The organism is Clostridium amazonense (assembly GCF_056431285.1).
Map to the genome: position 1 here is coordinate 1 of NZ_JBWKMH010000016.1, position 15,114 is coordinate 15,114.

Here is a 15,114-nt window from a genome sequence, read left to right on the forward strand (position 1 = left end):
AGACTACCAGGTTGATAGGTGAGGGGTGTAAGCATGGTAACATGTTCAGCTGACTCATACTAATAAGTCGAGGGCTTGACCTAAAATAATCACTGTGCAATTTTCAGAGAACAAACTCTATAAAAGTAAATATGTAAAGTTATTAGAACCAAGTAATTCTTTGAACTACAATGGTTATGATAAGTTTAATCTGGTGATTATGATTCTAAGGGTAACACTCCTTACCATACCGAACAGGCAAGTTAAGCCTTAGAATGCCGATAGTACTGCACGGGAAGCTGTGTGGGAGGGTAGGTTGTCGCCAGGTTTTTTATTTATAATTTATTATTTAAGTTTATTTAGAAAATGACTTTTTGTAATTTAATTATTTGATTAAACAGCAGAGACTCTTAGTAGAAATACTAAGTTTTTTTTATTTTGCTTAAAAATATAAATAATCCACAAAAAAATAAAAAGATATTTTGATTATCCCCATTTTATTAATGAAATGGGGATAATATATTTTGGAGTGATAAAAAGTCTTACTGGATATAGAAAACCATATTTGATAATATATAATAAATAAGATTGAATAAATAAATTAGTTACAAATAAAAATTTTGTAAAATTGATAATAAAATTGTAAAAATTAAGGAGGAATAAAATTGAAGTTTATTATAGATAGATTTGAAGAAAATTTTGCTGTATGTGAAGATGAAAATGGGATTATGAAAAACATTGAAAAATCATTATTACCAAAAGATGTAAAAGAAGGTGATGTTATATTGAAAGATAATAATATTTTTTATATAGATTATGAAGAAACAAAAAAATTAAGAGAGGAAATAAATCAAATGACAAAAAATTTGTGGAGTGAGTAATATTTGATTTAGAAATGCTAATATGAGGATAGAAAATAAAATTTTAGTTGCAAAATTTATTAGAAGACCTAATAGATTTCAAGGATATGTTTTAATAGAAGGAAAGGAAGAATTAGTGCATGTTCCGAATACAGGGAGATGCAAAGAAATACTAATTGAAGGATGCAATGTCATTTTAAGAGAGGAAAATAATCCAACTAGAAAAACAAAATATGATTTAATAGCAGCATATAAGGGAGAAAAACTTATAAATATAGATTCACAAATTCCTAATAAGGTAGTAGAAGAAGCATTGAAAAATGGGAAAATATTATCCTTAAAAAAATATAATAACATATGTAGAGAAAAGACATTTGGAAATAGTAGATTTGATTTCAAACTAAGTAATGATGAGGGTGAAGAATATTATTTAGAAGTAAAAGGTGTTACTTTAGAAGATGATGGAGTTGCTAGATTTCCAGATGCACCAACAGAGCGGGGATGTAAACATCTTTTAGAATTAGTAGAAGTTAAAAGAACTAATAGAGGTGCTGGTGTTTTATTTTTAATGCAGATGGATAATATAAAAAGATTTTCACCAAATGATATTACTGATGCTAAGTTTGGTGAAGCGCTTAGATTTGCAAAATTGAATGGAGTTGATGTTTTTGCATATGAGTGTAATATTGAAGAATCTTTAATAGAACTTACAAAAGAAGTTAAAATTGAAATGTAAATATTATAAAAATAAAGTTCAATATAGTATGTATGTATGAATTTTAAAGTTCAAAGCTTAATAATTATTACTTCAACTAAATATTAAAATTTTAATAGTGTTACTTTAAAAATATTGATTTGAATTTGATCTGGAACCCTACAATAGGTTCCAAGCTCAAATTCAAAACTTTTTTAATCCGTAAATGAATACTTCTGAAGATAATTGAATAGCTTTAGTTAAATCTATTTAATGTTATGGAAAGTAAATTATTTTTATAATGAATAGATACTTCATCTGTCATCATTCCAACAAGTGATAACTCAGAATCTGTATCATCACCTCCATTAAGATTCCAATAGTATTCCTCCATTTCAGGTTTTCTTGGCTGTGATAATAAAAATCTTATTTTATTTAAATCTTCAGCATCTAAATTATTTAATATACTATCTATTGTAATAGTAACCTTATCATCATATTTTATAAATTTAGTTGTTATATTTTTTGCACCTAAATTGAGACAATATAACATTACTTCATTTACAATTTTCATATTTTTTTGATTAATATGTTTCATTATATGTTAGGCTCCTTCCTGAATGCAATGATAAGTGGAACAAGTATTATTGCAACAAATCCAGCAGCAAATCCATTATGGTATAAATTCATACCACCATGCAGGTAACCTATATTAGTTACCATACATATGTGTAGGAATCCTGCAATTATACCATACATGAAGCCTAAATTTCCAGCTATAGGGCACAATGTTGTACTGAAAAGTATACCAAGTACCATGCTAGGAGAGTTTATTTCCCATACACTTAACAATGCAGCAAGTGATGAACCAAGTATTAAAGGAAAAATATTTTTTAAATGCTTTCCAAAAGCACCAAAGCCAGCAACAGTAAATATTCCAGAGATAGTACAACCATTAATATCTGAACCTATAGCAATAACAAATATTGTAGATATTAAACCTAAAATGCCTATATTAAAAAATGTTATTCTAGGACCTAGAAGAGTATAAAAATCTGTAACTAGTCTTCCCGAAAATTTAAATATATCTGAATAGGATTTTGAAGAATTTTTAGTGCATAAAAATCCTAGTATAATAATAGATGTAAAGATAAAAGTTAATAATAAACCTAATATAATATTATTGCCTGATGACCAAAGTAGTTTTTTTTCAAAGTCTACACCTAATGCAGAAAAAATTGATGATAAAGCTGTTCCTAAAAGTCCACCAGCAAGACCAACATTTGCTAGACTATAACCTTGGTGTAGCTTCAAAGTATAAGATGCCATTGGTGGAAGAATAAATCCTAGAAGTATACTAATAAATAATGAAAGAATTATTGAGAATATATTAGGCAATAATGATGAAAACAAAACAGAATTTAATGTTGGAGCTAAAGTAGTTCCAAATAACATTATTACTGCAAAATTTGAAAAGGGGATCTTTTGATATTTAGAATAGAGCCATATACCAAAAATTATGGGCCAAATATTTACTATGTTTTTTCCAAATAATGAAAATCCAGCAGTAGTAAACAATCCTGCAATTATTGGACCAGTTGGCTCTATATCTAAGTAGAGTATTATTAGTGTAAGCAAAAAAAGCACTAATGCAGAGTTAAAAAATGCACCACTTATACCTACTAGAGCTATGTAATCAGTAATAAGAACATCTGGTTCTAAAATTATTTTTTTTAAACTATTAATTAAATTTAAAAAAGATTCTGAATAAATTAAAGATAATGTAGTTATAACTGCACAGTAAAATAATATAAAATAGTAAGGTAAAAATCTTGATTTTTTAATAATGTTTATATTTTTTATCATAAGACCTCCTTAATATAATAAATATATGAATCTAGTATAACATTTACAAGTGACTAAGTTGTATAAAATTTATGTAAATATGTTGAATTGAATATAGTTATAATATATATTATTATATGTTGAAGAGTTTATTTAATCGTTAAAGGAGAAAAAACATGAGAAAGTATGTGCCAGAATTTAAAGGCTTGTTAAGAAGCCATATGATTGAACTACCAAAAGCAATTAGAGATGCAAGTGGAATTATTATATTTGGTAAAAGACTTAAAGGATTTGTATTTTCAACAGATGTAGCAATAATAAGAAATACAAATGCAGATGCAGTGATTGCGGTATATCCTTTCACTCCTCAACCAATAATAACAGAATCATTATTACTAGCATCTGATGTTCCAGTATTTTGTGGCGTTGGTGGTGCAATTACTACAGGTAAAAGGGTTACAAACTTAGCTTTAGATGCAGAATTTAAAGGTGCAATGGGAGTTGTTGTTAATGCATCAACACCAAATGATGTAATAAAGGCAATGAGAGAAACAATAGATATACCTATAATAGTTACTGTAGTTTCTGAATTTGATGATATAGAAGGAAGAATAAAATCAGGTGCAACTATACTTAATGTATCAGGAGCAAAAAGAACAGCTGATATAGTTAAAAAAATAAGAGAAAAACATCCAGAATTTCCAATAATGGCAACAGGTGGCCCAACAGAAGAAAGTATAAGAGAAACTATAAGAGCAGGTGCAAATGCAATAACATACACACCACCTAATACTGGAGAAATATTAAATGAAATTATGATAGCTCATAGAAAGAGATACGAGCTGGAAGGTGATGAAAGAGAATAAATGGTTGCAGATATAGTGGTTTTTAACTGTAGAAAATGTCCTGAGTACTTGGAAAAGAGATGCAATGGTAAAGAAGCTAATTGTATGTGTAGAAATTGTCCAAGAAATTTAAGTCAATGTAGGATAACAAAATATTGTAGAGAAACAGAATCTATAGTTGAATTTTAAAACTAAATATAAAAATACTAAATTAGTAGAAAAGAACTTTCTACTAATTTTTTTTTGCAAATAAGCAAATAATAATTAATAAATTTATAAGGAGGATATGTAAAATGGTAAATGAAGAATTGAAAATGAGAATTGCACAAAATTGTCATGGATATAGTGGGAGACATGCATATTCTATGTTAAGTTCAGTAGGAAATAGTCAAAGTTGTGATACATGTAAAAATTATGTTTGGGGAAAATGCACTAAAGACTTATTTGATGAAGTATATAAAAAGATAAGAACAAACTAAAAATTAAAAAAGAAATTTAATAAGATTAACAAACTAACGAAATATTTAAAATATTTAATAAATTTAATAAATTATAAATATTTGAACTTGATGGAAATTATGGTAAGTGATAAAATAAAAGTGATTTAAAGATATAAAGGGGACTATAAAATATTTATTAAGTTTTGGAGGGTTTGTTATGCATAAGAAATTATTTATACCTGGACCTGTTGAAGTAGCTCCAGATGTACTTGAAAAAATGGCTACACCTATGATTGGACACAGAAGTAAAGATGCTTCAAGAATACAAAGATCAATAAGTGATAACCTAAGAAAAATTTTTGGTACAGAGGAAGAAATATTACTTTCAACAACTTCAGGTAGTGGTTTAATGGAAGGGGCTGTACGTTCTTGCACAGCAAAAAGAGCTGCAATATTTTCAGTAGGAGCATTTGGTAATAGATGGTATGAAATGGCTACTAGTAATAATGTTCCAGCAGATAAGTTTGAAGTTGAATGGGGAACTCCAACAACACCAGAACAAGTTGATGAAGTTTTATCAACAGGGAAATATGACTTAATAACAGTAACTCACAATGAAACTTCTACAGGAATTATGAATCCACTAGATGAAATAGGTAAAGTGGTTAAAAAATATCCAGATGTAGTATTTTGCTTAGATACAGTAAGTTCTGCAGCAGGAACTGAATTAAAAGTTGACGAATGGGGCGTTGACATTTGTATCACATCAACTCAAAAAGCTATAGGACTTCCTCCAGGAATGTCAGCATGTACTTTTTCTAAAAAAGCAATAGAAAGAGCAAAACAAGTTCCAAATAGAGGATTATACTTAGACTTATTATCATTATATAACTATATTCAAAAGAAGGATTATCAATATCCATCAACACCATCTTTATCACATATGTTTGCACTTGAATACCAACTAGATAAAATTATGAACAAAGAAGGACTAGAAAATAGATTTAAAAGACATATTGAGGGAGCTGAAATTGTTAGAGCTTGGGCTAGAAAAAATTTCGAAATATTCCCTGATGAAAGATACATGTCTAACACACTTACTAATATAAAAAATACAAGAGAAATAGATGTTGCTGCATTAAATAAGGCTTTAGGCGAAAGAGGCTATCAAATATCTAATGGTTATGGAAAACTTAAAGATAAGACATTTAGAATAGCTCATATGGCAGAAACAACACCAGAAGAATTAAAACAATTATTAAATACAATCGATGAAATCTTAGGATTATAATAGATTATATTTAAAAAATATATATAAGATTAATAATAATTAAGAATGTATACGTTATACATTCTTAATTATTAATTTTCTAGTTAGATATAATATCAATTACTATTTTGGTAATGTTTTTTAATATTATTTAGGGGGTAGGTTAAGATGGTTAGAATACTAGTTACTGATGGAATGTCAGCTTCTGCTGTAAAAGAATTAAAGGAAAAAGGATTTGAAGTTGTAGAACAGTTCTACGAACCAGAAGTGTTAGGTGAAGAGTTAAAAAACTTTGATGTTGTAGTTGTAAGAAGTGCAACAAAAGTTAGAAAACCTATAATAGATAAGGCTTTAGAAGGTGGAAAATTAAAACTTATAATTCGTGGTGGCGTAGGTGTTGATAATATAGATGTAGCTTATGCTGAGGAAAAGGGTATAGCTGTTAGAAATACTCCAAATGCAAGTAGTGCATCTGTTGCAGAATTGGCACTTGCACATATGTTTGCAGTAGCAAGATTTATAGCTATTTCTAATGTTTCCATGAGAGATGGAAAATGGGATAAAAAGAAATATAAAGGAACTGAAATATCAGGAAAAACTTTAGGATTAATAGGTTTCGGTAGAATAGCGAAAGAACTTGCTAAGAGAGCAGAAGTATTAGGAATGAAAGTATTATATACAAATAGAAGAGGAAAAGTTGAAGGCTTTGATAATTATGAATACTGTACATTAGAAGATATCTTAAAAAGATCTGATTATGTATCATTACACATTCCAAGTCAAAATGGTAAGGCACTTATAGGAAAAGATGAGCTTGCAATGATGAAAAATAGTGCATATTTAATAAATTGTGCAAGAGGTGGAGTTGTAGATGAAAAGGCTCTACTTGATGCATTAAACAATGAAGTTATTGCTGGGGCTGGAATAGATGTATATGAAGATGAACCTACTAAAAATACTGAGTTAATTAATAATGCTAAAGTTTCAGTAACACCTCATATTGGAGCATCAACTAAAGAAGCTCAAACTAGAATTGGAGAAGAAATAGTAAAAATAATAATAGAATTTTTTAAATAAAAAACGAAAGGAGAAAAATTATGGCTATTGTAAAACCATTTAAAGGTATAAGACCACAAAAAAATTTAGTAGATAAAGTAGCAGCATTACCGTATGATGTTATGAATACAGAAGAAGCTAGAGAAATGGTAAAAGAAAATCCATATTCATTTTTACATGTTGATAAAGCACAAATAGATATGGATAAAAACATAAATCAATATGATAAATCTGTATATGAAAAAGCAAAAAGTAATCTTTATAAAATGATAGAAGATAAAATATATATACAAGATGAACAAAAATCAATGTATATATATAGACAAATAATGGACGGAAGAGTACAAACAGGTATAGTAGCATGTACCTCAATTGATGATTATATGAATAATATAATAAAGAAGCATGAAAATACTAGAGCTGAAAAAGAACAAGATAGAGTAAATCATGTTGATTTTTGTAATGCAAATACAGGTCCAATATTCTTAACTTATAAAAATGTAAGTGAAATAGATAAAATAGTTAATGAATGGACAGAAAAGGAACCAGAATATAATTTTGTAGCTGAAGATGGAATTTCACATATTGTATGGGTGATAAATGATAAAAATACTGTAGAAAAATTAGAAAATTTATTTAGCAAAGTAAATTATCTATATATTGCAGATGGACATCATAGAGCTGCATCAGCTGTAAGAGTTGGAAAAATGAGAAGAGAACAATTTAAAGACTATGATGGTACAGAAGAATTTAACTTTTTCTTATCTGTTATATTCCCATCAGAGGATTTATATGTAATGGATTATAATAGAGTAGTTAAAGATTTAAATGGAAATTCAAATGAAGAATTTATGAAAAAAGTAGGCGAAAAATTCACTATTGAAGAACATTCTAATAATGAACAATACAAACCATGTGAAAAATGTACATTTGGAATGTATCTAGATAATAAATGGTATAAACTAACTGCTAAAAATGGAACTTATGATGAAAAAGATCCAGTAGATAGCTTAGATGTTTCTATACTTCAAAATAATTTATTAAGACCAATACTTAATATAGAAGATCCTAGAACAAGTGATAGAATCGATTTTATAGGTGGTATAAGAGGCTTAAAGGAATTAGAAAGAAGAGTTAATGATGGCATGAAAGTTGCATTTTCTATGTATCCTACAAGTATAAATGAACTTATGAATATAGCAGATGCAGGAAAAGTTATGCCACCAAAATCTACTTGGTTTGAACCAAAATTAAGAAGTGGTATTTTTGTACATGAATTAAAATAGTTAAACATAAATTAATGAAAAAAGATAATGAAATTTAAGTTTCATTATCTTTTTTTTCATATGTTATTAAATGTATTTACAAATATATTTAGTGAAGTATATGTTTAGGTATTATATTGAAATAAATGGGAATTTTAAATTAGTTATAGTAAAGCATGTATAAATTAATATAATATGATTGATAATGAAAATGTATTGGTATAATATCTATATAAATAATTATATGGTAGATTTAATTTACTATATCAACGAAAGGAATGTTATTTTATAAATGGAGCATTGGTTATCAAGAACAGAAAGATTAATAGGTAAAGAAGCTGTAGAAAAATTAAAAAGTAGTAAGGTATTAGTTTTCGGCGTTGGTGGTGTTGGGAGCTTTTGTACAGAAGCATTAGCAAGGAGCGGAGTTGGAACATTAATTTTAGTAGATAATGATGATATTAGTATAAGTAATATTAATAGACAAATACATGCAAATCACAAAACCGTTGGGAAAAGTAAAGTTGAAATGATGAAAAACAGAATAATGGATATAAATCCAGAGTGTAATGTAATTACACATCAAGTTTTTGTTACAAAGGAAAATATACCTGAGATTATAAAAAAGGATATAGATTATGTAGTGGATGCTATAGACACTGTTACATCTAAACTTGATATTATAAGTTATTGTAAGGAAAATGATATAGAAGTTATAAGTTCAATGGGAACAGGAAATAAACTAGACCCAACTAAGTTTAAAATTTCAGACATATATAAGACACAAACATGTCCATTGGCAAAAGTTATGAGACGTGAATTAAAGAGAAGATGCATTAAAAAATTAAAAGTTTTATACTCAGAAGAATTACCAATAACACCAGAGGCAGAGACAAACCAAGAGGAAAATAACACTAAAGATAACACTAATAAAATTACAATAAGAAAAAGATCAACGCCAGCAAGTATTGGATTTGTTCCACCTGTTGCTGGAATGATTATAGCAAGTGAAGTTGTAAAAGATCTTATAAATAGCAATAAATAAAAAATAACCTTTATATAAGGTTATTTTTTTTATTTATATTAAGTTTAATCCCATTCATTTAAAAGAGCATATAATTCTGGATAAATATTTAAAGATCCCATTAATGTCATGTATTCATTTAACATATCAAAATTTTCATCAGAAGTTTTAAATGCTTTTGTAACTAAGTACTTATAATTTTCATTTATAGGAGTGTATTCATTAATTTTCAAAGTATAACCTTTAGATTCAAGTAGTAAACTTCGCATACCATCTATAATAACTTCACCAAATTTATTTTTAAAAATCTTATGATTTAATATAGGCTTTAAAGGTGAATAAGTATACTTTGAACAGTTTTCTAGTGCTGGATTAGATAAATATACAATTACATCAGCACTAGATTTAACTCCTAAAGCAATAGAAGAGTCTAATTCAGTGCCAACATTGTTTATAGAAATTAAAATATTAACTTCTTTTTTTGTTTTGTAGCTATTAATATCAGTATCATAAAACTCCATATTTCTATAATTTAAATTAGAGGCAATAATTTTATATTTTTCAATTTCAGAAGTAGATGAATCTATTCCTATAAAGTTGCACTTTCTTCTTTTTGTCTCAGTTAAATAGTAATTCAATACAAATAGTAAATAAGAATTCTTACAATTGCAATCAATAATATTTACAATTCTATTATTAGGTATATCATCTAATACATCTTCTAAAATATCTATGTACTCATTTAATTCAATATACTTTTTCATCTTATCATTTTTAATTTTCATATCGTTATTCAAAATATTTAACTCTTTTAACAAGTTACTACACTCATCAATTTTTAAGTAAGATTTCTTATTAGGTAATAAATTTGAAGTGGTTGTGTATTTAATTTCATTTTTCGTATCATTTTTAACATTTAAAGGTTCATCATTCTTCTTATTTTTCATTGTAACATTTTTATCATTAGCAGTTATGTATACTGTTTCACCACGTTCACAATAAATTATAGAAACTGAATCGTAAGATTTTGCATCATTAGAAATATCACTTAATAATTCTGATATAGACATTGTTTTGATGGAGTTATTAATGCTATATTTTAAATCATCTCCATCTAGTTTGGCTGAAGATACAATGTTTTTTGAGCCTAAAATATATGAAATTGTTATATCTTTAAATATGTTTTTATTTTCAGTATATCTATTTTCTATACCCATTAATATTAATTTTAATTTGGAAACACTATTTTTATTCATTTAAGTCATCCCTTTCATAAAAAATATATATTTATAAAATCATTTGATTTTTTTGTATGCATAAATTATATAACTGATAAATTTAAAATACTATTATAAATATTTACTCACATTATTATGGTTAAATTCTATTATAAATATAAACATTAACTATTCAATATACTATATATATAATATATAATTAATATTTGAGGTGGTGATTTCTTGACAAAAGGAAAAAATAAATCTGTATTAATTTTTGCATTTATAACAATGCTGTTAATTGCTGTTGTAGATAATATCAAGGGTGTTTTAGTGCCAGCTTTTAAAACTAGTTTTTCTATAAATAATTCACAAGTAGGTGATATATTTTTTATTGGCAGTATAGCATATGTATTATTTACTTACTTAGGTGGAATATTATGTGAAAAACTAGGACAAAAAAAGACTTATGGACTAGGTTTTATAATTATAATATTTTCATCTTTGCTATTTTATATATCTAAAACATATTTAATGTTTTTAATTTGCATATTTATATTAAACATAGGAATTGCACTTGTTGCAATATCAGTAAATACTTTGGTGCCTATGATTTCTATAGGATTTCAAGCTTTAGCTATGAATTTAACACATTTTTGTTATGGTGCAGGATCAACAATAACTCAATTAACAACAGGAATGGTTTTATCCAAAGGTGTTAGTTGGAGAAATATATATTTATTTATATCAGTATTATTTTTGTTAGCATTTATAATGTTTATTTTCATAAAAATACCTAAAAATAATATACAAGACAATATAGATAATGTTAAAAATTATAAGATTAAAGATGCATTAAAAGAAAAGTTATTTTACTATTATTCTTTTGCGTTGGGATTTTATGTTTTTGCAGAAGTAGCTACAGCAAATTGGCTAGTAAATTTTCTACAGGAAAGTTATAAGTTTGATTATAAGATGAGCAGTATATATCTTTCTGTATTTTTTATACTATTAACATTAGGAAGATTATTTGGAGGATTCATAGTTGAAAAGGTAGGACATTTAAAGAGTGTAATAATAGCTCTTTTTATAGCATTAATTTTATATACAATAAGCCTTATAATCGGAGGAAAGTTTATATTTTTAATTTGTATTTCAGGATTATTCTTCTCTATAGTATTTCCAACAGTAGTAAGTACTATTGGAATTAATTTTAGGGAAAATTCTATATATATGTCTGGAATAATTATTACGACATCAAGTATTATAAATATGATACTAAATAAGTTTATGGGAAATCTTAGTGATTTAATAGGTACACACAAGGCTTTTTATATGGTTCCTATTAGTTTAATTATAGCTATAATTTTTTCAATAATAACTTATAAAAATACAAGAAAAAATAGAAAAACTTTAGTTTAAGGTAGGGAATCACAATGAGTAATGGTAGTCTAGTTGATTTGGTTGCATCTAATAGCAGTAAAAATCAATATATTATAAAAGATAAATTAGGTATAACAATTGGTAGAATTTATATAATCGAAATAGATAAGAATAATAAAAATTGCACATTAAGATTAAAGTTTTATAAAAATAGTAATATAGATGAATATGTAAAAGATATACTTAAATTAGTTTTGGGAATGTTATTTAATAATAATAAAATAGCAAAAGTTAATATTTTATGTAGTGAAGATTTAAGTACTATAGCTTTTAATGATCTAGGGTTTGAATTAGAGGGGATACTTTCAAATAATATAATTAATAGTAACAATAAAAATGAAGATGAATTGATATTTGGAATTGAAAGAAGTTTATATGAATCAAATTATATAACATCAAGAGGTATTATAAAAGGCAATAAAATAACGTTAAAAATTTTAACACCAGAAGATGGAGAAGATTTATTAGATTATTATTTAAAGAATAGAAAATATTTAGAGCCATTTGAACCTTCTCGTGAAGAGTCTTTTTACACATTAGATTCACAAAAAAATGATTTAATTAAGAGTTATAAACAATTTATAAGAGGTGAAGAGGCTCATTTTGGGATATATGTAGATAACAAGCTAAGTGGAAGAATAAAAATTAGCAATATAGTAATGGGCATTTTTAAAAGTGGATTTATAGGATATTCAATAGATGAACATGAACAAGGAAATGGATATGCTAAAGAGGCACTTAAACTTGCTTTGAAATTTGCATTTAACGAATTAGATTTGCATAGAGTAGAAGCAAGTACTCTTTTAGATAATTTAAAATCTCAAGGAGTATTAAAATCTTGTGGATTTTTAGAAGTTGGGATAAGTAAAGAGTATTTATATATCAATGGAAGTTGGAAGGATCACAAAATATTTTATAAAAATCGCCAATAGATGTTTACTTTATGAACATATAGTAGTATTATGAACTAGTTGAATAAATTGAAATATATATCTTGTTAGGTGAGGTTACTGTATTAAAATATGCCACTGCCCAGAAATGTCCAGAGACACCAATGGGTTAGCAGATACTATCGAATTAAGGTTTTATTTAATGTGGCTGAGAAATATTCTCTACGTTTTACAGAGCTAAAACTCAACGAGTATGAGAGATAGTATTTTTAATATTAGTTTATATTTTATTTAGATTGTTAAATCTCTCTTCTCTATGAGTTGAGAGATTTTTTTGTGTGTTAAAAAAAGGAGGTGACTGTCATGGATGATGGCAGTAGTAGTAAATCGAAAACGATAAAAAGGACTGCTATTCATGCAGTCACCATAGAAGTTAATTTCTATGATTTAATAGATTAAAATTAAATATAGCATGGATGGCAGTACCTTATAATTAGGAGGTATTGCGAAATGGAATTCAAAAAAATAATCGAGTTAATAAGAGAAAATAGGTTTATAGAAGCACAAAAATTATTGCAAGAAGAAAATCCAGTTGATATAGCACAATTATTAGAAGAGTTAGATAGTGAGACTATGCTTATAATTTTCAGGATATTACCTAAAGAAGTATCATCAGATGTTTTTTCATACTTAAGTACAGATGATGTTAAATATCTAATAGAATCAATGAATGATGAAGAACTTAAGAATATAATAGATAAACTATTTTTGGATGACACTGTAGATATTCTAGAGGAACTTCCAGCAAGTGTAGTTAAAAAAGTTTTAAAAAACACTAAAGAAGGAAAAAGAAAGCTTATAAATACATTTCTAAGTTATCCTGAAAATTCAGCAGGAAGTATTATGACTATTGAATATATGGATTTAAGAAAAGAAATGACAATAAAAGAAGCTGTAAATCATATAAAAAATACGGGTGTAAATAAAGAAACTATAGATATATGTTATGTTACAAATGATAATAAAAAACTTGAGGGTGTTTTATCAATAAGAGAACTTATATTAAATGATGATAATGAATTACTACAAAATATCATGAATGATAATGTTATATACTGTAATACATTAGAAGATCAAGAGGAAGTGGCAGATAGATTTAAAAAATATGACTTTACATCTATGCCTGTAGTAGATAATGAAAATAGATTAGTAGGAATAATAACAATAGATGATATAGTAGATATTATAGAACAAGAGAATACTGAGGATTTTCAAAAAATGGCAGCAATGGAACCATCAGAAGAAGAATATTTGAAAACTAGTGTATTTTCATTAGCAAAGCATAGGATTATATGGTTATTAGTTCTTATGATATCAGCTACATTTACTGGAGCTATAATTCAAAAGTATGAAGATGTACTACAATCAGTTGTAATACTAGCATCATTCATACCTATGCTTATGGATACAGGTGGAAATGCTGGTTCACAAGCTTCAACATTAGTTATTAGGGGATTAGCTCTAGGTGATATAGAAATTAAGGATATTTTAAAGGTAGTATGGAAGGAACTAAGAGTTAGTATAATAGTAGGAAGTGTGCTTGCATTAGTAAATTTTTTAAGAATATATTATCTTCAAAAGATTGAATTAGCAGTTTCAATAACTGTTTGTATAACTTTATTCTTTACTGTTATTATAGCTAAAGTTGTAGGTTGTATATTACCTATATGTGCTAAGAAATTAAAAATGGATCCAGCAATAATGGCAAGTCCATTAATAACAACAATAGTAGATGCATTAGCATTAGTTATATATTTTGGCGCAGCTAGCATTTTATTAGGAATATAATAAGACTTTATATAAAAAACAATACATTGTTTAGCAGTGTATTGTTTTTTTGTGCATAAAATAATAGTATAGTTGCAAAAATATGATTATAGATATATATTCTTTCTATGAAATAAGAAAAACTATGCCAGGAGTATCATTAGATAAAAATGAAAGGAAATTAGAAAAAATAAAAGTATTTCCGTGATGAATTTTGTAGAAAGCCGTAGAAGCAAAAATTTAAAGACTGAAATTATATATAATAAATCTTGTCGCTGAGGCAAACAAGTAATTGAAGCCAAGCGATGTAGATATAAACTTAAAAAACATTTTAAAAAGTGTTGACAAAAAAGTTTAAATCTAGTAAAATAGAAAAAGTCGTCAGGTGATGATGACACATTGGTCTTTGAAAATTAAACAGATAATATATAGGTAAAACCAGTTAATTCATTGAGATTC

General features: G+C 26.6%; 15 protein-coding genes, 2 rRNA genes and 1 riboswitch. Of the genes, 14 read left to right on the forward strand and 3 right to left on the reverse strand.

The genetic code is table 11. The annotated features are described in order from the left end of the window. From AC07E4_RS07780 to sfsA, 4 genes are all read left to right on the forward strand, one after another. A 23S ribosomal RNA gene (locus tag AC07E4_RS07780) occupies positions 1 to 83 on the forward strand; the annotation flags it as partial. Positions 84 to 189: 106 nt separating this feature from the next. Continuing rightward, positions 190 to 307: ribosomal RNA gene (gene rrf / locus AC07E4_RS07785) — 5S ribosomal RNA — on the forward strand. A gap of 337 nt (positions 308 to 644) precedes the next feature. Then, on the forward strand, positions 645 to 860 hold the full coding sequence (locus tag AC07E4_RS07790; RefSeq protein WP_478216074.1) for a DUF3006 domain-containing protein: 216 nt from the start codon (positions 645 to 647) through the stop codon (positions 858 to 860). Between the two features lie 22 nt (positions 861 to 882). After that, the gene (sfsA, locus tag AC07E4_RS07795) at positions 883 to 1,575 is read left to right on the forward strand and encodes a DNA/RNA nuclease SfsA (protein WP_430830852.1); all 693 of its coding nucleotides are present in this window, start codon (positions 883 to 885) and stop codon (positions 1,573 to 1,575) included. 214 nt (positions 1,576 to 1,789) lie between these two features. On the opposite strand, the gene AC07E4_RS07800 is transcribed toward sfsA, so the two are convergent. Both AC07E4_RS07800 and AC07E4_RS07805 read right to left on the reverse strand, forming a co-directional pair. Continuing rightward, positions 1,790 to 2,131 (reverse strand): hypothetical protein, encoded by a 342-nt coding sequence (locus tag AC07E4_RS07800; RefSeq protein WP_040330924.1) that lies wholly within the window; start codon positions 2,129 to 2,131, stop codon positions 1,790 to 1,792. After that, the gene (locus tag AC07E4_RS07805) at positions 2,131 to 3,399 is read right to left on the reverse strand and encodes a DUF1576 domain-containing protein (protein ID WP_430830853.1); all 1,269 of its coding nucleotides are present in this window, start codon (positions 3,397 to 3,399) and stop codon (positions 2,131 to 2,133) included. The genes AC07E4_RS07800 and AC07E4_RS07805 overlap by 1 nt, the downstream gene beginning before the upstream one ends. Before the next feature lie 155 nt (positions 3,400 to 3,554). Here AC07E4_RS07805 and AC07E4_RS07810 point away from each other — a divergent pair, with 155 nt between their 5' ends. The 7 genes from AC07E4_RS07810 to AC07E4_RS07840 all read left to right on the forward strand — a co-directional run bounded on the left by AC07E4_RS07810 (position 3,555) and on the right by AC07E4_RS07840 (position 9,299). Beyond that, positions 3,555 to 4,244: a beta/alpha barrel domain-containing protein gene (locus AC07E4_RS07810; protein ID WP_040330925.1), complete on the forward strand. Its 690-nt coding sequence runs from the start codon at positions 3,555 to 3,557 to the stop codon at positions 4,242 to 4,244. Beyond that, positions 4,245 to 4,412, forward strand: coding sequence for a hypothetical protein (locus AC07E4_RS07815; RefSeq protein WP_040330926.1), 168 nt, complete (start codon positions 4,245 to 4,247; stop codon positions 4,410 to 4,412). Between the two features lie 104 nt (positions 4,413 to 4,516). After that, positions 4,517 to 4,702 carry a hypothetical protein gene (locus AC07E4_RS07820; protein ID WP_040330927.1) on the forward strand — a complete coding sequence of 62 codons (186 nt, stop codon included), beginning with the start codon at positions 4,517 to 4,519 and terminating at the stop codon, positions 4,700 to 4,702. A 178-nt stretch (positions 4,703 to 4,880) separates the two neighbouring features. Further along, positions 4,881 to 5,954 carry a pyridoxal-phosphate-dependent aminotransferase family protein gene (locus AC07E4_RS07825; protein WP_040330928.1) on the forward strand — a complete coding sequence of 358 codons (1,074 nt, stop codon included), beginning with the start codon at positions 4,881 to 4,883 and terminating at the stop codon, positions 5,952 to 5,954. Between the two features lie 147 nt (positions 5,955 to 6,101). Beyond that, positions 6,102 to 7,010 (forward strand): D-2-hydroxyacid dehydrogenase, encoded by a 909-nt coding sequence (locus tag AC07E4_RS07830; RefSeq protein ID WP_040330929.1) that lies wholly within the window; start codon positions 6,102 to 6,104, stop codon positions 7,008 to 7,010. A gap of 20 nt (positions 7,011 to 7,030) precedes the next feature. Then, the gene (locus AC07E4_RS07835) at positions 7,031 to 8,275 is read left to right on the forward strand and encodes a DUF1015 domain-containing protein (RefSeq protein ID WP_430830856.1); all 1,245 of its coding nucleotides are present in this window, start codon (positions 7,031 to 7,033) and stop codon (positions 8,273 to 8,275) included. Between the two features lie 271 nt (positions 8,276 to 8,546). Further along, positions 8,547 to 9,299, forward strand: coding sequence for a tRNA threonylcarbamoyladenosine dehydratase (locus AC07E4_RS07840; protein WP_430830857.1), 753 nt, complete (start codon positions 8,547 to 8,549; stop codon positions 9,297 to 9,299). A 44-nt stretch (positions 9,300 to 9,343) separates the two neighbouring features. Here AC07E4_RS07840 and AC07E4_RS07845 read toward each other — a convergent pair whose 3' ends face one another. Further along, complete coding sequence (locus tag AC07E4_RS07845) at positions 9,344 to 10,534, reverse strand: methyltransferase (RefSeq protein ID WP_478216075.1); 1,191 nt, start codon at positions 10,532 to 10,534, stop codon at positions 9,344 to 9,346. A 204-nt stretch (positions 10,535 to 10,738) separates the two neighbouring features. Between AC07E4_RS07845 and AC07E4_RS07850 the strand changes: the two genes are divergently transcribed. The 3 genes from AC07E4_RS07850 to mgtE all read left to right on the forward strand — a co-directional run bounded on the left by AC07E4_RS07850 (position 10,739) and on the right by mgtE (position 14,676). Further along, positions 10,739 to 11,917 (forward strand): MFS transporter, encoded by a 1,179-nt coding sequence (locus AC07E4_RS07850; protein WP_430830859.1) that lies wholly within the window; start codon positions 10,739 to 10,741, stop codon positions 11,915 to 11,917. 14 nt (positions 11,918 to 11,931) lie between these two features. Continuing rightward, on the forward strand, positions 11,932 to 12,870 hold the full coding sequence (locus tag AC07E4_RS07855) for a GNAT family N-acetyltransferase (RefSeq protein WP_040330933.1): 939 nt from the start codon (positions 11,932 to 11,934) through the stop codon (positions 12,868 to 12,870). Positions 12,871 to 12,924: 54 nt separating this feature from the next. Further along, positions 12,925 to 13,091, forward strand: a riboswitch (M-box (ykoK) riboswitch). Positions 13,092 to 13,338: 247 nt separating this feature from the next. Beyond that, positions 13,339 to 14,676, forward strand: a complete 1,338-nt coding sequence (gene mgtE / locus AC07E4_RS07860) for a magnesium transporter (protein ID WP_040330934.1) — start codon at positions 13,339 to 13,341, stop codon at positions 14,674 to 14,676. Positions 14,677 to 15,114: the final 438 nt, after the last annotated feature.